We start from the raw sequence: 16743 nt of genomic DNA, 5'->3' as shown, positions 1-16743 counted from the left end.
GCTATGCGAAACCGTCGGCAAAGACAGTGGTCTACGCGCGGGCTGACATCGACGCTTACGTGCGCTCGACACTCGTCACTACGAAGGAGCAGTCGTGAGCGCGCTCGAGGTGTTCGACTTCGAGGGCGTCGTGGTCCGCACGGTCGTGATCGACGGCGAACCGTGGTTCGTCGCAGTCGACGTAGCGATGGTGCTCGGGTACTCGGCGACGTCGGCGATGACTCGCACGCTCGATGAGGACGAGAAGGGGGTGCGCAATCTGCACACCCCTGGCGGCGTCCAGGAGTCGACGATCATCAGCGAGGCTGGCCTGTTCTCCGCGATCCTTCGTTCTCGCGTGCCAGGCGTCCGGGCGTTCAAGCGCTGGATCACGCACGAGGTGTTGCCGAGCATTCGCCGATCCGGTGCTTACGTCGTGCCGGAGTCGCGTGAGCAGTTGCTCGCGCGGGCGGTCACCGCGGCGAACGAACTGATCTCGGAAGCGCACCAGCAGATCGAGGTGCTGACGCCGAAGGCTGAGGCGTGGGACGAGTTGGCATCGGCCGAGGGTGACTACGCGGTCGCCGATGCCGCAGCGCTGCTGACCCGCGCCGGAATCTCGACGGGCCGTGACCGGCTCTTCGCGTCCCTCGCCGAGATCCGGTGGATCTATCGAGGTGAAAAGCGCCGGTGGCGGCCGTACGCGTCGACGCTCGACTCCGGATACATGGCGGAGCGTGCGCAGCCGCCGCACCGCGACGCCGACGGCGAGCTCGTGCCGTCACCGCCGCAGGTCCGGATCACCGCGCGCGGCCTCGAGCGGCTCCGAGTGCGCCTCGGCTCCGGCTCCCTGTCTCACTGACCCCACATACGAAAGCAGGGCGCCCGTTGCACCGGGCGCCCCACCAGAAGAGAAAGGCACGTACATGCCTGAAGTTCAGGATACCGACGACATCGCTACGGCGGTGAACGACTTCTTCCCGCCAGTCACCGCGACCACGCACATTCGCGTGACGACCGACACGACGCCCATCGTCCCGCAGCGCCGCAGCATCTGGCCTCTCGCGCCGTGGCGGTGGGTGCTCATCGTCACCGCGATCGGCCTCTCGATCCCGTGCGGCATCGCCGCCGCCGCGCCCGTATGGAACGGCGCCGAACTCTCGATCCTGATCATCCTCGCGATATTCGTCGCCGCCTTCACTCCCGGGAGGGACTCATGACTCCGCAGATCACCGCCGCCCGCCTCGTTGTCCCGGAGGATGCGCCGCGCACCGTTTGGATGCTCGAGCGTGGCGAGGGCGTCACCGCTTCCGAGGCGTGGGCGGTTGCCCGCGCCACGCTGAAGGCCCGCCGCCGCATCGTAGAGGCGAAGATGAACGGCTCCACGTTCCGCGGCAACAAGGCCACGGCCGCCGGCCACGCCCGCGAGGCAGCGCTGCTCGACGAGGCCGCCGAGCGGATGGCGCACCTCACCCCGAACGCCGCGCTCTGGGCCGCGCTCGAGAACGACCTGCACCGCGCCACCCCCGACGGAATCGGGATCGCCCTCGATGGCCTCCTCGTCGTCGTCGAGGTGAAGTCGCACGAGTACGGCTACAAGGGCGACGGCATCCCGATCGAGCACCTCGCGCAGATCCAGTGGCAGATCTACGTGCTCGGCGCCGACTACGGCCTCTACGGCACCGAGACCCGCGACGAGGACGACATGCCGCCCGCCGGCGGTGCGACCTGGATTCCCGTCGAGCGCGACGACGACATGATCGCGTGGCTCATCGAACGCGCTGACGACTTCCTCGCATGGCGCGATGCCGGATGCCCCGACGTCGACCTAATCCCCGACGGCGTCGCCGAGGCGCTCGCCGCCTGGGCGCCGCTGAAGGTCGCACTCGACGCCGCCGTGAAGGCCGAGAAGCCGGCGAAGGAGAAGCTCTCCGCCGCCATCGCCAAGGCGTACCCGCATGCTGCCCGCTTCGGCGCCGTCGGCATGAGCGAGCACGGAGGATTCCAGTCCGTCGTGTCCGAGACGGTCTCGCTCGACGAGATCGCGTGGAAGGACAACGCTCCCGAGGTGCACGCCCGCGCGCAGGAGCTCCGCACCGAGCTCGCCGTGCTCGAGGCCACCGCCAAGAAGTTCTATCCCCAGTCCCGACGCTCGTCGTCGCTGAAGTTCCAGGAGGTCGAGAGTGTCTGAGCTCATCGAGGAGAGGTCGTTCACCGTCGAGGCCGCTCGCGCCGCCGTGCTGGCATCCAACGAGCTCGAGGCGTTCGAGGGTCCGCACTTCCGTGCCGGCCGCGACGGCGCTTGGGACTCTGTGTTCCTCCGTGACGAGGAACACCCGCATCCCGACTTCGCCCGCGTGATCGTCACCCGCCGCGGCCAGGCACCGCGAGAGGTCACCATCGGCTGGGCCGACTACGCCGAGATCATCGCGGGCGCCGACGAGGCCCGCACGGCTTCCGAGCGGGAGTGGGTCGCGACCCGCGGCCGCAAGCCAATGACCATCTTTGGATCGGAGGCCGAACGTCACGGATACCGGGTCGTCTTCGCTGACATCCTCGCACCGCTGCTCGGCGGCAGCGTCCGTCGGGCAGCGACGCCGGCGTCGCAGGCTGCCGAGCCCGGTCGTGACTTCGCCGCCGAGATCAGGGCGGCCGAGACCGTCGAGCAGATAGACGCGATCGACACCGCCATTCGCGCGGTGCGGGGCTTCGCGCCCAACAAGACCGGCACCGATCTGCACCGCCTCTGGAAGGACCGCCGGCGGGAGATCCTCGACGTCGCCTGGGCACCGGAACCTGAGGCAGTAGTCGCCGACTGGCCGGTCGATCACGTCGAGGATGTCGAGCCGGGAGCAGCGCCTCGCGCCGTGCCTCGCGATCACCTCGCGCCGCAAAACCGCGCGGGCCGCCGCGCCGCCGCTCGCAAGAAGGGCGGCCGGCGATGATCGTCGACGAGGAAACCGGGACGGTCGTGACGTCCGCGATCGAGCTCGTGCCGCTGAACCTCGCGGACCTCAACGAGGACGAACTGCTCGGCCTGTTCCCGACGCCGGTGCAGTGCGCCGGCGCGCTGATCATGGCGCGGAAGATGATCGCACGCGCGCCCGCCGTCCTCGCCGAACGGTCGAAGGCAGTGAAGGACGCGAAGCGCGATCTGATCATCGCCCGCGGCTACGCCCGTCAGCGCGCGGCAGGCCGCGATGCCGAGACCCGCCGCCTCGTCGCCGAGAGCGACGCCGAAGTGATCCAGGCGTGGGAGGCGATCGACACAGCGGAGCTCGCTCTCGAGTATGCCCGCGAGCGTCGCAAGTCGCTGAGTGAGGACATCGAGATCCTGCGGTCCCTCAATGCCAACTTCCGAGGAGAGCACCGGTGAACCGCAAGACTCATTACTCGGGAACTCGCAGTGCGGCTTCGCGTCCGTCGACGTACGACGAGTACGCCTGCGACGACGAGTACACGCCGCTATGCCACCCAGTGAGCAGGAGCGGAATCGTTGCGCGAGCGACGGAGCGGAGCCGCCCGTCCTTGCTGGTCGCGTCGCGGAAGGCAAGGTCAAGCATCACGGCGATCGGCTGCGAGCGTCCGTTCAGGAGTAGCTCGAACTCGGTGAGCGTGTCTTGCGTCGCGACCTCAATCTTCCCGCGCTCCGGTCGAGTCATCGGCTGCGCAAACGACGCCGACGTTAGCGCGTGGACGACGGCTCGGATGCTGCCTTCCATAGCGACCTTCGTGCTCAAGCGCTCAGCGCGTCGAGCGGCCCTCGCCTCCCGAATCCACGGCAGGACCGCGCTACTGACGAGGGCGATCACCGCACCCAGAACTACAGCCCATCCACTGTCCATGCCTCGCACTCTATCGGGGGTGAAGTGATGGCTGATCCGACGACGGCGACCCGCACGGGCGTCTACTTCCGTGACGGCTACCAGTGCGCCTCCTGCTGCACGGTCGATGCGCTCACGTTCCAGCACCGCCGCCGCGTCGGCATGGGCGGGTCGAAGAACGTCCCCGCTCCGGTCGACGGGCTCACCCTCTGCGCAACCTGCAACAACGGGTGCGAGCACGCGATGCAGGATCTCGCCCTCGCTCGCGGCTGGAAGGTCCGCGCGTGGGTGACCTCACCCGAGCGAGTGCCGGTGTTCTTCCGGAAGGATCACGCCTGGTTCCGCCTCGAGGGATTGAACAGGATCCGGATCTCCTACGCAGTCGCGATGGAGATGGGATGCGCGGTCTACGGCGACGAGTGGATGCGCTGGCAGAAGCAGGTGGCGCCGTGAGCCTCATCAGTGACGCCTTCGATGCGTGGCGCGAGTGCCGCGCCGAGTACGACGAGACGCTCTACGTCCAGTACATGGCGGCCGAGGAGGCGACCAACGGCGCAATGCTGAACGCCCGCGGCCGCGCGAAGGGGATCGACCCGTTCACCCTGTTCATGGGTAACGAGACCCGCGCCCGCGCGTACGCCTCCGAGGAGCTCGTCGAGCACTGGTCGACGCATCCGCGTGTGACGTTCTCGATGTTCGAGAAGCAGTGGCAGCGCAACCGTGAAGCCGAGCTCATCGGAGAAGCGGCATGAGCGCCGCGCTCGAAACGTTGATCGCTCGGTCCCTCTCCACGGTCGAGGAGAAGACGTGGGCGCCGGATCGTGAGGTCACCCTCGGCGAGCTCCGCATCGTCGACATGATCCACGAAGGCAAGCCGACCTGCCGCCTCTGCGGCCAGATCGTGAACCAGACCGACCAGTTCGGTCTCTGCTCGAAGACCACCGACGCGCACAAGGTGGCGCGCGGCGTCGTCGTGCCCGCGCGGAAGGCGGGACGGCGATGAGCGCGATGCTGACATTCGCGATGACCTACATCGTGTACTGGCCGGAGGCCGGGGTGCTGAAGGTGGGGCGCGCGTGGCGCTTCAACCGGGTGCAGATGATGGTGCGCTCGGGCGGGCACGTCGTCGTGCTCGCGCGCGGCACGGATCGAACGTGGGAGGCCGAGGCGCTGCGCACTCTGCGCCGCTGGTTCCCGCAGGCGTTCAGCAACGAGGCCGAGGCGCGCGACCTGCTGTTCATGGGGCGCGGGTGGACCGAGTGTTTCGAGGTCGACGAGCACCACCTGCAGCTAGCCGTCGATCTGTGCTTCGAAGGATTCGCGAGAGGGAATGACCAAGGTGTCAACGAAGAGCGTGCAACGGAAGATCAGCGCGGAGGATCTGCAGTTCCCGGGATACCTGCGGGCGCCGATGGCCGCGAAGCCGACGGCTCTCGGGCTGTGGCTGCACACGGACGGCCTCGGCCGTCGCGAGATGGTGCCGGAGTTGCTGGCCGCGGCGATCTATCCGGGCGAGGCGGCGACGGATCTCGTGATCGATCATCTGCTGATGCTCGTCGAGTCCGGGTTCCTCGACCTCTATCGGGACGAGTCCGGGGCGGAGTGGATTGCGCTCGCTCGACCGCTGAAGACGGACGCCCGAACCGCCTGGTCGAACTGCCCGCCGCCTCCGGATCGCGAGCCTTCGCGAAGGTTCGCGGCTGTGGGGGGAGCGAGGGAGCGGGCGGGCGAGAGGGTGCGAGCCGAGCAGGCCGAGCGGGGCGGGCAGTGGGCGGCGTGGACGGACGAGCAGGAGCGGGCACCCCGTCAGCCAGCACGACCTCTGTTGCTGGATGCGCCGCCCATCGGTTGCCCCGATCACCCGCACGGTCGATTCAAGGACTGCGGACCCTGCGGCACAGCGCGCCGCCGGCACGATCGCTGGGTCCAGGAGGCCAGATACGGCGAGCAGATGACCGAATTCGAGCAGACACAAGACGACGGAGAGGGGTGGGGCGGTGATCCATTCTGACGCCTTCGCCGGCTTTATCGCACTGACTGCGATGCGGTTCTTGAAGGACCGCGCATTCCGGCTCCGGCTATTGGCCGAGGCCGACGAGACACCACGAGAGACCGCATACAAGATCCGCCGCGAAGCAATGATCGCGGCTCAGAGGAGGACAGCATCATGAGCACCGAAACAGTCCGGGCCACCGTCTATCTGCAGGTGCAGCCGGAATACGCCCACTGGATCGGCGACCACTCCAAGCCGGAATCGGTCCTCAGGGCGAAGGTCGTCCGGTCAACGCAGAAGCGGTCGCAACTTCCCGAGGCGGGGACGGTCGAGGTGAAACTCACCATCGAGCTCCCGAAGGCCGCATTCACCCCGCTCGCTCCCGAGGCGATCGTCGTCATTCCCGAGACCATGACGACCCCGCACCCGATCACGGTCGAAGCCGCCGACGCGAACGAGGAGGCGAACTGATGGCCGGCGAGACAGTAATCACCGTCGTCGGCAATCTGACCGCCGACCCCGAACTCCGGTACACCCAGAACGGCCTCCCGGTGGCGAACTTCACCATCGCCTCGACGCCGCGCAACTTCGACCGTGCCGCGAATGAGTGGAAGGACGGCGACGCGCTGTTCCTCCGGGCGTCGGTCTGGCGCGAGTTCGCCGAACACGTCGCCGGGTCGCTGACGAAGGGCATGCGCGTGATCGCGCAGGGCCGGCTTCGTCAGCGCTCGTATCAGGACCGCGAGGGCAATCAGCGCACCGCGATCGAGCTCGAGGTCGACGAGATCGGTCCGTCGCTGCGCTACGCGACTGCTCAGGTGTCGCGGGCGGCCGCCACAGGCAAGTCGTCGGCAGCATCTGCCCCGGCTCACGAGGAGTGGGCGCCCGAGCCGCAGGCCGGCGACTGGACGGGAAGGTTCGGCGATGACACTCCGTTCTGACCTGATCGACGCGCTCGAGGTCGCGATCACCGACGAGGCTTACGACGGCGGTTTCGGGCCGCAGAGCGAGCAGCAGTACTCCCAGATGGTTCGGAAGATCGCCGAGGTCGCTGCCGAAGTGTTCGAGAAGGCGCACGCTCCGGCCGGCGACGAGCGGGAAGCGATGATCGTGCGCCTCTCCGACGAGCTTGAATACCGGGTCCGCACTGCCGTCGCACTCTCGAAGGGTGGTCGCGGTATCGGGGGGCAGGTGACAGACGGCCGTGCCGCCGTCAGGCACATTGCCGCCGGCCTCTGTCGTTTCGAGGCTTCCGAGCCGCGACGGGTCGAAGAGGCGGCGCTCGGCGCCCCGCTCGTGCCGTGGCAGAAGGACTATCTCGAGAGGATGGGGACGCACGATGTCTGATCGCTACTGCATCCGTGGCTGTGTGGTCCGCGACGAGCACTATGCGGCCTGCGCCCGGCGCCGACCGGACTACACGGGGCAATTCCCGTGCACGGGATGCGTGGCCGTCGAGGCGCGCGACGGCGTGCTGTTGTGCGAGCGTTGCTTCCGCCGCCTTCGCCGGCACCTCGAGGATGCCGCCGACATCGTCGGTCACCTCCGCTCGATCGCTGACCCGACGAAGGCTGCTGTGTTCGATCGCATCCGCGTGCAGTCTTCGGCTATCGAGATCCCGGCACCGGTGGCCGCTGACCTCATCGACGCGTCGAATGACATCACCACGACTCTGAACATGTGGGCGAACCACGTCGCGGGGGAAGACCGGCCTGGTGCTGGCCTCCCGGCCGGGGCGATGGCGGATGCCGCGCACGCGGTGGTGCAGCTCGCCGTCGATGTGATCCTGGATGAGCTCGGCCGCCTGGCGAACGATTTCGATCAGGTCGGAGCGCTCTGCGAGGGCGTGATGGTCGTGCACAAGGATGCCCCGGACGTGTGGACGGTCGCGGATGCCGCGGTCCGTTGGCCGCTCGAGGACGCCCCGCGCTGGGCGCAGGCCGCATGCCCGAAGTGCGACCTGATGTCGGTGCGCGTGCAGCCTGGCAGCAACGGTCGCCCGTCCCGCTACCGCTGCACGACGGAGGGCTGCGACTGGGAGGCAAACTCGAAAGATGACGGCGGCCTGTGGGCGTCCGTGTTCGCTGATCCGACGCCGGCTGAGGTGCGACCGCATGACCCGCGCTGGCTGACCCTCGCGGACGCCGCACGCCTTGTGGAGCGCACCACGGGCACGGTCCGTGGCTGGGTGACGCAGAACCTTCTCGCGCCGCAGCTCGGCCGGTACTGGCAGGACGACGTGCTCGCCGTGGCGGCACAGAAGAGGGGAGAGGCCGCATGAAGATCTGGCTGACGTTGTCGGAGGCCGCGGATGTCGCGGGCCGCACGGAGCGCACGATCCGGAACTGGGTCGACGCCGGCGTGCTGAAGTCGCCCGTCCCGGGCCGATTCCAACGCGATGCGGTTCTCGCCGCCGAGCGCACCATGCGAGGCAGGGTCGGGCGCCCTCGCAAGAACAAGGACGTCGCAAGTCCGTAAGACGACCGTCCTACTTGCCGCTAGGGTGTCGAGTTATCACCGACGTCTAGGAGGAGCGCGTGGAAGATCCAATTGTTGCGGCCACGTGGGGCCTCGTGGTTGTTACGGCGTTGCTGGTTGTTGCGACGATCGTTCCGTTCGTAGGAGAACTGCTCAAGCGCCGCAGTGAGCGGGCAGTGGTGGCCTCTCGGGCCGTGCCCGACATGAACATTCTCCGGAGTCGGCTTGAGGGCGGAGTGGAGCGCTTGGGGGAGAGCGAATCGCTGACGAAGGACCGCCTGACGAGGCAGGCGAGGTCGTGCAATGCGGAGCTCCAGATGCTCGCGCCGATTGTCGAGGTGCGAGACGCCAGCCTGAAGTTCACGAACGAGACATTCCTGGTTCGACATCTACTGACTTTCACCGTCGAGGCCTTGGTTGAAGCTGCCGATCTCGCTGACGCGGCGGACGCGGAGAGCATCCGCAAGCGCGACAAGCGCGTCCGCGACGCACGTCGCGGATATCAAGCAGCACTCTTGTCCCTCGACGCAGCCGAGTCTTTGCTTCCCAAATCACAGCGACTGATCGATGGCGAGCGCTTCTGGGACCGGTTCGCACGCGTTTCAGATGAGCGCGAGAACGCCGCCGCTGAGATCTTGCTTCAAGACGAGAAGATTACGAGAACAGGACGCCGAGCCTCCTCTTGACTTGAGACGGTGACGTGCGAGACGCGTATTAGCCAGAAACTCTTCAAACCCTTCCCACTGATGTGTTAAGCTGTGCTTGCACTTGAACTGTGACTGAAGCCTCGCCGATCCGGCGGGGCTTTCGTCGTTCTAGGCTCCGTCGGCTCAGCCGCCGGGTCTCGCCCCGCCGCCACACGCTCACACCCTCAGCAGAGCGACCGCCGCTGCCATGACCTCCCGCTGCCCGCTCGATCGGGACCGGCGAGCGAGCAGCACCGGGTATGTCGCATGATGCGCACACTTGAGCGGTGATGGGCGGCGGGGCGCAGTCTTCACGGCGTTGTGACGGGCGTCGAAGGGCGGTCGGTCGACTTTGGCCGACCGCCCGACGCTCATCCCTTGCTCGATGGCGGATCCTGCTTCGGGTCAATCGTGTTCTTGTACCGTACTTGTCCGTTCGTGCCGTGCACGCTGATCTCGCCGCCGCTGCCGGACGCCAGCCGGTCGCGCAGAGCGTCGTACGCGCCCTGCTGTGTGTCGTTGCGGACGGTTGCTCGCTGTCCGTCCTGACGTTTGCCGACCCAGCTATCGCCGTCCTTGTAGACGTTGTATTCGTCGCTTCCCATGTTCACCCCCTCTCCTCGTGTGGAGGTCAGGATAACCGCCCGCGGGGACGTTTGGGCGGACGGAGCGGAGCATGATCGTGGCTGCAGGTATTCCGGGGCGGACGACCGCCGCGCATCGGAAGAACCGCACCGAGCTGAAGCAGTTGACCCGTGAGCACAACCTGCCGTGCGCCCTGTGCGGGAACGTGATCGATTGCGATCTCGTGTACACGGATCCGTGGTCGTTCGCGTACGACCACATCAAGTCGATCAAGACGTATCCGGAGCTCGCCGACGACCCATCGAACGGCCAGCCTTCGCACAAGCGCTGCAACGAGAACAAGGGCGCCAACGACGCCCGCCCCGCCCTCGGCGATCCGTCCGAGGTCTGGTGACCGATCAGAGGAGGCATCATGTCCACACGCAACAGCCTGAAGCAGGAAGCGACCGCCGAGCGCCCGGAGTCGCCCGAGGAGTCGACTGCGCCGGCCGAGGCTCACCTCGAGGCGTCCGACGGCTTCCACGTCGTGCAGGACGGCGAGACACTCAACGAGATCGCCGGCGCGTTCGATGTCCCGGTCTCGTACCTGCAGCGACTCAACGCAATCAAGCGGCCCGAGCTCGTCTGGCCTGGGATGCCTCTTCGGGTGCGCTAACCCTCGCGTCTACGGGCGGCCATGATCTATCCAGCGCCATCGCGGATCGGGCTGAGAGGTGATGCGCGACACCGCTCGCCCGATCTCACGCGCGGCCTCCCGGCCAGTCTCGTAGGCGACCCGCTCGAGCATTTGCTGCGCGACTAGATCCGAGTAGAGAGATTCCGCGAGATCGGCCAGCGTCGCGTAGACCTCTGCGAGCAACTCGATCGCAGGCAGGGTCGTATCGATGTAGCTGATCTCGCCGATGCCTCGCACTGGCTCGGAATTCGGTTCGTCTCGCAGGGGCTGCAGCGTCGTCCACTGATCGTGCTCGATTCGGTTCCGGTATTCGGCAACGAGCCCGACCGAGTCCGCAATGTCCGCTTGAGCGTCGGGCGGCAGGATGTCCTCAAGGTCAGCGAGCGTGAACCCACGCAGTCGCTTCCCGAGCGTCTGGTCGGCGCGAACGGGGAACCCGGTTAGATCGACTATTCCTCCGAGCGCGTGATTGAGCTCAGTGGCAGCCTTGGTCACCACGCCTCGGGCTCTGTCTAGCCGCGCCTGTCGAGCAAGACCTGCTGCGTACCACTCGCGTTCCATACGGTCAGCATCTCATCGATGGCGATCGGTTCGTCCGGCAGGGGTAGGGGGGGTCAAATCCCTAGCCGTGGGGGCTCCGCATCGCACCGGGGGTGATCTGTCCCCCTCCGGCCCCGGCTGTCACATGTCACACCCCCGCGGGAGGTGGTTCCCGTGGCTCTCACTCCCGAGGAGAAGCGCAAGCGCGACCGTGAGCGTCAGGCCCGGTATCGCGCGGCAAAGCAGGAGAAGCCGACCCTCACGGCGCTCCCGCAGATCGGCCCGTCCGCCGGCGTCGACGGTGTGACGCCGGGTGTGACAGGAGACGCGCCGCCTGTCACGTCGACCGTCAACGTCGACGCGCTGAACGAGCTCCTCGCCGAGCTCACGATTCCGACCACTCAGAAGCCGCGCGTCGCGCTGCTGAAGACCCTCGCCCGCGACCTCGACACGGTGTCGGCGCTGCCGCAGCGCGCCTCGATCTCGGCGAAGTACGACGAGCAGGTCGACAAGCTGGTCGCCGCCACGAAGCCGAAGGAGCGCAACGAGCTCGACGAGATGCGCCTCAAGTTCTACCAGGGGGAGACCGGTGGCATCGACGACGACCCGGAAGCGCGCAGCCGCCCCTCGCGCCGCAAGAAGGCGTAGCGCGCCTCCGCGGGTGCTCGGTCACGAGTGCCCGCGGGTCTTCACTCCGCCGCGTCGTCCGCTCACACCGCAGACGTCCGCCGGCTATGCGGCGATCCACTTCGCCGAGTGGCTGCACACCAAGCTCGCCGGCACTCAGCACGCCGAGCTCGCGCCGAAGCTGAACCCGTGGCAGCGCTGGCTCCTGATCCACGCGCTCGAGCTCAATCCTGATGGCTCATACCGGTTCAAGACGATCCTGCTGTGGGTCGCCCGCCAGAACGGCAAGACGTTCATCGCGGCGCTACTGATCCTGTTCCGCATGTTCGTCGACGGCGACGCCCAGATCCTCGGCGTCGCGCAGAAGCTCGCCACGGCTAAGAAGACGTGGAAGCACGCGCAGAAGATCATCGACGCGATCCCCGAATTGAAGCAGGAGCGCGCCGGGTTCTCGAACACGAACGGTGAACTCTGGTTCGAGCTCACCGGCGGCCAGCAGTACTGGGTCGACTCGGCCGACAACGGCGGCCGCGGCCTGACGTTCGATCTCGTCTTCGTCGATGAGATCCTCAAGCACAAGACGTTCAAAGCGTGGTCTGCACTGTCGAAGACCACGGCCGCGCGGCGCCGCTCGCAGTTGATCGCCGCCGCGAACGCCGGCGATCTCGAGGCGGTCGTTCAACGGTTCCTGCATAAACAGGCGATGGACGCGATCGAGGCGAACGACGACGGCACGACGATCGGCCTGTTCTGGTGGTCGCCTCCGCCGGGGATGCCGCTGGACACTCCCGAGGCGTGGGCGTACTCCAACCCCTCGATGAACTACAACCTGCCGCAGGAGAACCTCGCCGCCTACTGGGTGTCGGACCCGCGGCCGGTGTTCGAGTCCGAGGTCGCGAACATCTTCGTCGACTCGACGACGGGCGGCCCGTTCCAGCAGGGCATGTGGCAGAAGGGGCTTGACCGGCTGTCGAAGCGCGCCGACGGCGGCGACGTGTACGTCTGCATCGAGGTCTCGCACGATCGCCAGCTTGCGCACATCGGATTCGCGGCCAAGCGCGCCGATGGTTTCATCCACGTCGGCATCATGCAGAGCCTGCCCGGGACCGACTGGATCGTCCCGTGGCTCACCTCGACGGACCGCACGTTCACACCGGCGGGGATCACCTTCCAGACGAACGGCGCCCCGGTGTCCTCGCTGATCGGCGAGTTCGAAGAGGCCGGCCTCGAGGTCACCCCGTGGGGCGGCCCCGACCTCGGCCGCGCGACGGGCCTGCTGCTGGACGGCGTGAACCTGCAGAAGCTTCGGCATCGGCATCAGCCGCTGCTCGAAGTCGCCGCACAGAACGCAGTGCTCAAGAAGCTCGCCGATGCATTCGTCATCGACCGGTCCGCTTCAGCGCACGACGCATCGCCGCTGTCCGCGGTCGCCGGTGCGCTGTGGCTCCTGAAGAACCCGCCCAAGACGCCGGAACCTCAGGTCCGCACACTCAGAAGGAGGAAGCGTGGGTAAGTTCACCGACCGAGTCAAGAGCGCGTGGCGCACTCTGGTCACCCGTTCGCAGTCACGCCTCCCGTCGCTGCGTGGCAGCCGCACCTCTGCCGGCGTCCTGGTGACGCCGGAGCAGTCGCTGCAGGTCATGGCCGTGCTGACGTCGGTGCGCCTGGTCGCCGAGGCCATCAGCGGATTGCCGATCTCGGTCGTCGTCCGCCGTGGTCGTGACCGGGTGCCGCCGTCGCCGAAGTACAAGACGCTCGTCTACCTGCTCACCGTGCAGCCGAATCCGGTGATGGATGCCGCCGAGTTCTGGCGCATCATCGTGACGTGGCTGCTGATCCGCGGTAACTCGTACGTCTACATTCACCGCAACGGCGCCGGCGAGGTCATCGCCCTGTGGCCGGTCCCGCCGACCGACGTGAAGGTGCTGCGCACCGAGACCGGGGAACTCTCCTACCGGCTCAGCCACGACGGTAAGGAGACGTGGCTGCCGGTCGAGGCCGGCTACGTGGCCACGCACCTCGAGATCCTGCACTACCGCTGGTTCGGCACCGGACCCGAGGCGCTCTCTCCGATCGGTGTCGCCCGCCAGCAGGTCGGGATCTCGGTCGCCGCGACCGCCTATGTCGGCGGATTCTTCGAGCGCGACGCGACCCCGGAGACCGTGCTCACCACGTCCGGCAACCTCTCGGATACCCAGTGGAACCGCCTCGTCGACCAGATGGAGGACCGGCACCAGGGATTCGAGAACTCGCATCAGATCGCCGTGTTCGAAGGTGGCGCGAAGCTCGAACGCGTCTCGCTGTCCCCGGCGGACGCGCAGTTCCTGCAGATCTACAAGCTCGCCGAAGGCAAGATCGCATCGATGTACGGCGTCCCGCCGCACAAGATTGGCGACCTCGAGCACGCCACGTTCTCGAACATCGAGCATCTCGGTATCGAGTTCGTGCAGGACGCGTTGCTCCCGCCGATCACCCGCCTGCAGAGCGTCACGCAGCGTCTGTTCGACGACCCGGAGATGCGGCTGAAGTTCGACCCGAAGGGGCGGATGCGTGGCGACACCGCGGCGCAGGCTGCCGCGTATGCCACCGGTCGACAGTGGGGCTACTACTCCGCGAACGACATCCGCGCATTCGAGGATCAACCGCCGATCGACAACGGCGACACGTACCTCGAGCCGACCAACATGGTCCCCGCCGGGGCGCTCCCGCTGCAGCGCGACGGGCTGCCGCCTGTGCACATCGCGCAACTACAACCGACCGCGTTCCGCGCCATCGCGCCGGCACGTCGCACCGCGAGCGATGACGCACCAGCATGGGTGACCAAGCTGGGCGAAGCACTCGCGACGTTCGTCTTCGAACAGAGGACGGCCATCATCGGCGAGCCGTACACCGAGAGCGACCGTGCCGTCTGGGATGAGTTGCTCGCCGAGAAGATCGCGCCCATCATCGGCGCAACTGTCACGGACATCGGAGCTCGCGAAGCCGCAACCCGCGGCGAGGTGTTCATGCCGGCAACCGTCGAGACCTGGATTGCGGCGGCAGCGCTGCACCACGCACGGGAGTTCAACGGTGTCACCTTCGCCGGACTGCTGGCCATCGAACCCGACGACGTGGAGGTCTTCGACATCTTCCGTGACGCCGCCGCCCGCGCTGCCGGCGCGGCGCGACGGATCGTAGACATCGTCGGATCGTTCGCTCGCTTCGAAGGTGCGTCGCAGGCCGGCGCCGCCGAGAAGCGGTGGGTTGACCACGGCGACCAGCACGAGTCGATGCGCGGCGAAGTCGTCGCGATCGGTGAGCCGTTCTCCAACGGCGTCATGTGGCCGCGGGATGTCGCCGGCGGAAACGAAACCCACGGATGCACCTGCGTCCTCGAATTCGAATACAAGGAGTCGCCATGACCCGCACCTTTGAGCGTCGCCTGTTCCCGCTCTCCGACATCCAGATCCGCGCCGCGAGTGACGACGAACAGCGTCTGCACTTCACCGGACGCGCCGTCGTCTATGACCAGCTTTCCGAAGACTTCGGCGGCTGGCAGGAGGTCGTCAAGCCGGGAGCGGCGACGCGCACCCTCGCCGCGAACCCGGACGTCCGGTTCCTCATCAACCACGACGCGAACCTGCTGCTCGGTCGCACGAGCTCGGGAACGCTGCGGCTGACCGAGGACTCCGAGGGTGTCCTCGTCGATGCGGACATGGCGGATGTCACGTACGCCCGAGACCTCGCGATCTCGCTCGAGCGCCGCGACATCACTCAGATGTCGTTCGGGTTCTGGATCGTCTCGGACGGGTGGTCGGGCTCGCTGCACGAGGTGCGCGAATTCGACTTCGACGGTGGCGATGTCTCCGTCGTCACCTACCCGGCGTACACCCAGACATCCGCCGAACTCCGATCGATCGCGAGCGAGCGCATCGCCGCGGCCGCCGGATACCCACTCGAGCGGGCGAAGCATCGCCTGCACGAGATGGAACTGCTGTCCCAGATCTGAACCCCAAGCGTGCCCGTCCGAACGGTGCGGGACACCACCCCAACAAAGGAAGGGAGTGTGGCTATGTCCACCTCTGTCGAGCTCCGCCAGGAGCGTGCTCGCACCGTCGACGCGATGCGAGCGATCACCGAGACCGCCGAGACCGAGAACCGCAACCTGAACGCGGAGGAGCGCCAGTCGTACGACCGCGGCGAGTCCGAGTTCCGCGATCTCTCCGAGCGCATCGAGCGTCAGGAGGCGCAGGAGCGTCGCAACGCCGAGATGGGTGATCCCGTCAACGGCAACACCCGCGAGCCCGGTGCCGGCGGTGCGGAGGCGCGCACCACGGAGCGCCGCTCCGCGTTCCTGCGCTACGTCCGCGGCGCCGCGATGACGCAGGAGCAGCGCGCCCTCGTCGAGAACCCGGCCGGCGAGATCCTCGTTCCCGAGGATCTCGAGGCCGAGATCATGCGCTCGGTCCCCAAGCTGAGCGTGATCCGCGGTCTCGCCAGCGCCCGCCCGACCTCGAGCAACCGCGTTCGTCGCCGCTCGCTCGACGAGGTCGCCACCGGCTGGGGCAAGCTCGAGACGAACGAGCAGAACCTCACCGACTCGATGCCCTCCACCCCCGAGGAGGAGTGGACCTACATCGAGGATCTCTACGGTCTCGCGAAGATCGGTGAAGACGAGTTCGACGACTCGGACGTGAACCTCGAGGCGTTCGTCCGCGACAGCTTCGCCCGGTCCGCCGGCGAAGCGGAGGACACCGCGTTCACCGTCGGCGTCGGCCACACCGTCCACCAGCCGGTCGGCATCTTCTCGACGGCCGGCGGCGTGACGAGCATCGTCTCGGGCGCGACCGACTACTCGAGCACCGCCGCCAACGCGCCGGTGAAGTTCGTCGACGACATGAAGTCGCTGATCTACGCCGTCCCGGCGCAGTTCCGCAAGAACGGCTCCTTCCTCATGTCGTCGGTGAACGAACTGTTCCTGTCGACCATCAAGGACGGCAACGGCCAGTACCTCTGGCAGCCGTCGGTGCAGGCCGGCCGACCGAACACCTTCCTCGGCTACGCCCTCCACAACCAGGAGGACATTGCGTCGATCGCGGCCGACAAGGCCATCGCGGCATTCGGTGACATCCAGGCCGGCTACCGCGTGTACGACCGGCTCGGCATCACGGTGAAGCGTCTCGAGGAGCTCTACTCCGAGGACGGTTTCATCGGCTTCAAGTTCCGGATGCGTGTCGGCGGCGACGTCGTGCGTCCCGAGGCGCTGAAGCTGCTGAAGACGAAGGCTGCCTGACCTCAGGTATCCCCACGGCGGCGGCCGGTACCACCGGCCGCCGCCACCCCCTCACACTTTCAACGACGGGAGCGACCGATGCC

25 protein-coding genes are annotated in these 16743 nt (G+C 67.2%); 22 read left to right on the top strand and 3 right to left on the bottom strand.

Translation table 11 applies throughout. From position 1 onward, the window contains the following. The first annotated feature begins 94 nt into the window (after window positions 1-94). The 5 genes from CUR96_RS01450 to CUR96_RS01430 all read left to right on the top strand — a co-directional run bounded on the left by CUR96_RS01450 (window position 95) and on the right by CUR96_RS01430 (window position 3355). Window positions 95-841: a BRO family protein gene (locus tag CUR96_RS01450; RefSeq protein ID WP_219721946.1), complete on the top strand. Its 747-nt coding sequence runs from the start codon at window positions 95-97 to the stop codon at window positions 839-841. A 64-nt stretch (window positions 842-905) separates the two neighbouring features. Next, complete coding sequence (locus CUR96_RS01445) at window positions 906-1199, top strand: hypothetical protein (RefSeq protein WP_146008106.1); 294 nt, start codon at window positions 906-908, stop codon at window positions 1197-1199. After that, window positions 1196-2170 carry a hypothetical protein gene (locus CUR96_RS01440; RefSeq protein ID WP_102191526.1) on the top strand — a complete coding sequence of 325 codons (975 nt, stop codon included), beginning with the start codon at window positions 1196-1198 and terminating at the stop codon, window positions 2168-2170. The genes CUR96_RS01445 and CUR96_RS01440 overlap by 4 nt, the downstream gene beginning before the upstream one ends. Next, window positions 2163-2924, top strand: a complete 762-nt coding sequence (locus tag CUR96_RS01435; protein ID WP_102191525.1) for a hypothetical protein — start codon at window positions 2163-2165, stop codon at window positions 2922-2924. The genes CUR96_RS01440 and CUR96_RS01435 overlap by 8 nt, the downstream gene beginning before the upstream one ends. Beyond that, window positions 2921-3355, top strand: coding sequence for a hypothetical protein (locus CUR96_RS01430; RefSeq protein WP_102191524.1), 435 nt, complete (start codon window positions 2921-2923; stop codon window positions 3353-3355). The genes CUR96_RS01435 and CUR96_RS01430 overlap by 4 nt, the downstream gene beginning before the upstream one ends. 13 nt (window positions 3356-3368) lie before the next feature. Here the strand turns inward: CUR96_RS01430 and CUR96_RS18530 are convergent, their stop codons facing one another. Continuing rightward, window positions 3369-3542, bottom strand: coding sequence for a hypothetical protein (locus tag CUR96_RS18530; RefSeq protein ID WP_180968902.1), 174 nt, complete (start codon window positions 3540-3542; stop codon window positions 3369-3371). Between the two features lie 309 nt (window positions 3543-3851). Here CUR96_RS18530 and CUR96_RS01420 point away from each other — a divergent pair, with 309 nt between their 5' ends. From CUR96_RS01420 to CUR96_RS01370, 10 genes are all read left to right on the top strand, one after another. Next, window positions 3852-4256, top strand: a complete 405-nt coding sequence (locus tag CUR96_RS01420) for a hypothetical protein (protein WP_102191522.1) — start codon at window positions 3852-3854, stop codon at window positions 4254-4256. Beyond that, window positions 4253-4555 carry a hypothetical protein gene (locus tag CUR96_RS01415; protein WP_102191521.1) on the top strand — a complete coding sequence of 101 codons (303 nt, stop codon included), beginning with the start codon at window positions 4253-4255 and terminating at the stop codon, window positions 4553-4555. The genes CUR96_RS01420 and CUR96_RS01415 overlap by 4 nt, the downstream gene beginning before the upstream one ends. After that, on the top strand, window positions 4552-4806 hold the full coding sequence (locus CUR96_RS01410) for a hypothetical protein (RefSeq protein ID WP_102191520.1): 255 nt from the start codon (window positions 4552-4554) through the stop codon (window positions 4804-4806). The genes CUR96_RS01415 and CUR96_RS01410 overlap by 4 nt, the downstream gene beginning before the upstream one ends. Window positions 4807-5133: 327 nt before the next feature. Beyond that, on the top strand, window positions 5134-5814 hold the full coding sequence (locus CUR96_RS01400) for a hypothetical protein (RefSeq protein WP_219721945.1): 681 nt from the start codon (window positions 5134-5136) through the stop codon (window positions 5812-5814). 156 nt (window positions 5815-5970) lie between these two features. Beyond that, a complete protein-coding gene (locus CUR96_RS01395; RefSeq protein ID WP_102191518.1) occupies window positions 5971-6267 on the top strand; it encodes a hypothetical protein in 297 nt (98 codons plus the stop codon). Beyond that, window positions 6267-6737 (top strand): single-stranded DNA-binding protein, encoded by a 471-nt coding sequence (locus CUR96_RS01390; RefSeq protein WP_102191517.1) that lies wholly within the window; start codon window positions 6267-6269, stop codon window positions 6735-6737. Before CUR96_RS01395 ends, CUR96_RS01390 begins: the two co-directional genes overlap by 1 nt. Then, window positions 6721-7143, top strand: coding sequence for a hypothetical protein (locus CUR96_RS01385; protein WP_102191516.1), 423 nt, complete (start codon window positions 6721-6723; stop codon window positions 7141-7143). The genes CUR96_RS01390 and CUR96_RS01385 overlap by 17 nt, the downstream gene beginning before the upstream one ends. Then, complete coding sequence (locus CUR96_RS01380; RefSeq protein WP_219721944.1) at window positions 7136-8077, top strand: hypothetical protein; 942 nt, start codon at window positions 7136-7138, stop codon at window positions 8075-8077. Before CUR96_RS01385 ends, CUR96_RS01380 begins: the two co-directional genes overlap by 8 nt. Beyond that, window positions 8074-8274 (top strand): helix-turn-helix domain-containing protein, encoded by a 201-nt coding sequence (locus CUR96_RS01375; RefSeq protein WP_102191514.1) that lies wholly within the window; start codon window positions 8074-8076, stop codon window positions 8272-8274. The genes CUR96_RS01380 and CUR96_RS01375 overlap by 4 nt, the downstream gene beginning before the upstream one ends. A 59-nt stretch (window positions 8275-8333) precedes the next feature. Further along, complete coding sequence (locus CUR96_RS01370; protein WP_102191513.1) at window positions 8334-8960, top strand: hypothetical protein; 627 nt, start codon at window positions 8334-8336, stop codon at window positions 8958-8960. A gap of 371 nt (window positions 8961-9331) precedes the next feature. Here the strand turns inward: CUR96_RS01370 and CUR96_RS01365 are convergent, their stop codons facing one another. After that, window positions 9332-9565 (bottom strand): DUF2188 domain-containing protein, encoded by a 234-nt coding sequence (locus CUR96_RS01365; RefSeq protein WP_146008104.1) that lies wholly within the window; start codon window positions 9563-9565, stop codon window positions 9332-9334. Window positions 9566-9636: 71 nt separating this feature from the next. Here CUR96_RS01365 and CUR96_RS01360 point away from each other — a divergent pair, with 71 nt between their 5' ends. Together CUR96_RS01360 and CUR96_RS01355 are read left to right on the top strand one after the other, a co-directional pair. After that, window positions 9637-9939, top strand: a complete 303-nt coding sequence (locus CUR96_RS01360; RefSeq protein ID WP_102191511.1) for an HNH endonuclease — start codon at window positions 9637-9639, stop codon at window positions 9937-9939. A gap of 18 nt (window positions 9940-9957) precedes the next feature. After that, window positions 9958-10200, top strand: a complete 243-nt coding sequence (locus CUR96_RS01355) for a LysM peptidoglycan-binding domain-containing protein (protein WP_102191510.1) — start codon at window positions 9958-9960, stop codon at window positions 10198-10200. 9 nt (window positions 10201-10209) lie between these two features. On the opposite strand, the gene CUR96_RS01350 is transcribed toward CUR96_RS01355, so the two are convergent. Beyond that, on the bottom strand, window positions 10210-10716 hold the full coding sequence (locus CUR96_RS01350) for a hypothetical protein (protein WP_102191509.1): 507 nt from the start codon (window positions 10714-10716) through the stop codon (window positions 10210-10212). A gap of 219 nt (window positions 10717-10935) precedes the next feature. Between CUR96_RS01350 and CUR96_RS01345 the strand changes: the two genes are divergently transcribed. The 5 genes from CUR96_RS01345 to CUR96_RS01325 all read left to right on the top strand — a co-directional run bounded on the left by CUR96_RS01345 (window position 10936) and on the right by CUR96_RS01325 (window position 16660). Continuing rightward, on the top strand, window positions 10936-11409 hold the full coding sequence (locus tag CUR96_RS01345) for a hypothetical protein (RefSeq protein WP_102191508.1): 474 nt from the start codon (window positions 10936-10938) through the stop codon (window positions 11407-11409). A gap of 13 nt (window positions 11410-11422) precedes the next feature. After that, on the top strand, window positions 11423-12901 hold the full coding sequence (locus tag CUR96_RS01340; RefSeq protein WP_102191507.1) for a hypothetical protein: 1479 nt from the start codon (window positions 11423-11425) through the stop codon (window positions 12899-12901). Beyond that, complete coding sequence (locus CUR96_RS01335) at window positions 12894-14789, top strand: phage portal protein (RefSeq protein ID WP_102191506.1); 1896 nt, start codon at window positions 12894-12896, stop codon at window positions 14787-14789. Before CUR96_RS01340 ends, CUR96_RS01335 begins: the two co-directional genes overlap by 8 nt. Beyond that, complete coding sequence (locus CUR96_RS01330) at window positions 14786-15376, top strand: HK97 family phage prohead protease (protein ID WP_102191505.1); 591 nt, start codon at window positions 14786-14788, stop codon at window positions 15374-15376. Before CUR96_RS01335 ends, CUR96_RS01330 begins: the two co-directional genes overlap by 4 nt. Before the next feature lie 63 nt (window positions 15377-15439). After that, entirely contained in the window at window positions 15440-16660 is a 1221-nt protein-coding gene (locus CUR96_RS01325) for a phage major capsid protein (RefSeq protein WP_102191504.1), read from the top strand. The last annotated feature ends 83 nt before the right edge of the window (window positions 16661-16743 follow it).

It is taken from the genome of Microbacterium aurantiacum, assembly GCF_002872075.1.
Lineage (GTDB): Bacteria > Actinomycetota > Actinomycetes > Actinomycetales > Microbacteriaceae > Microbacterium > Microbacterium aurantiacum_A.
The sequence above is the reverse complement of the archived record's forward strand: the minus strand, read 5'-3'. Positions and strand labels throughout refer to the sequence as shown.

Excerpts from the sequence above, each read along its gene's own strand:
- CUR96_RS01400 (WP_219721945.1), top strand. The coding sequence starts at position 5,134 with ATGACCAAGGTGTCAACGAAGAGCGTGCAACGGAAGATCAGCGCGGAG.
- CUR96_RS01445 (WP_146008106.1), top strand. The coding sequence starts at position 906 with ATGCCTGAAGTTCAGGATACCGACGACATCGCTACGGCGGTGAACGAC.
- CUR96_RS01365 (WP_146008104.1), bottom strand. The coding sequence starts at position 9,565 with ATGGGAAGCGACGAATACAACGTCTACAAGGACGGCGATAGCTGGGTC.
- CUR96_RS01355 (WP_102191510.1), top strand. The coding sequence starts at position 9,958 with ATGTCCACACGCAACAGCCTGAAGCAGGAAGCGACCGCCGAGCGCCCG.
- CUR96_RS01395 (WP_102191518.1), top strand. The coding sequence starts at position 5,971 with ATGAGCACCGAAACAGTCCGGGCCACCGTCTATCTGCAGGTGCAGCCG.
- CUR96_RS01440 (WP_102191526.1), top strand. The coding sequence starts at position 1,196 with ATGACTCCGCAGATCACCGCCGCCCGCCTCGTTGTCCCGGAGGATGCG.
- CUR96_RS01325 (WP_102191504.1), top strand. The coding sequence starts at position 15,440 with ATGTCCACCTCTGTCGAGCTCCGCCAGGAGCGTGCTCGCACCGTCGAC.
- CUR96_RS01330 (WP_102191505.1), top strand. The coding sequence starts at position 14,786 with ATGACCCGCACCTTTGAGCGTCGCCTGTTCCCGCTCTCCGACATCCAG.
- CUR96_RS01380 (WP_219721944.1), top strand. The coding sequence starts at position 7,136 with ATGTCTGATCGCTACTGCATCCGTGGCTGTGTGGTCCGCGACGAGCAC.
- CUR96_RS01410 (WP_102191520.1), top strand. The coding sequence starts at position 4,552 with ATGAGCGCCGCGCTCGAAACGTTGATCGCTCGGTCCCTCTCCACGGTC.
- CUR96_RS01375 (WP_102191514.1), top strand. The coding sequence starts at position 8,074 with ATGAAGATCTGGCTGACGTTGTCGGAGGCCGCGGATGTCGCGGGCCGC.
- CUR96_RS01420 (WP_102191522.1), top strand. The coding sequence starts at position 3,852 with ATGGCTGATCCGACGACGGCGACCCGCACGGGCGTCTACTTCCGTGAC.
- CUR96_RS18530 (WP_180968902.1), bottom strand. The coding sequence starts at position 3,542 with ATGCTTGACCTTGCCTTCCGCGACGCGACCAGCAAGGACGGGCGGCTC.
- CUR96_RS01385 (WP_102191516.1), top strand. The coding sequence starts at position 6,721 with ATGACACTCCGTTCTGACCTGATCGACGCGCTCGAGGTCGCGATCACC.
- CUR96_RS01390 (WP_102191517.1), top strand. The coding sequence starts at position 6,267 with ATGGCCGGCGAGACAGTAATCACCGTCGTCGGCAATCTGACCGCCGAC.
- CUR96_RS01430 (WP_102191524.1), top strand. The coding sequence starts at position 2,921 with ATGATCGTCGACGAGGAAACCGGGACGGTCGTGACGTCCGCGATCGAG.
- CUR96_RS01360 (WP_102191511.1), top strand. The coding sequence starts at position 9,637 with ATGATCGTGGCTGCAGGTATTCCGGGGCGGACGACCGCCGCGCATCGG.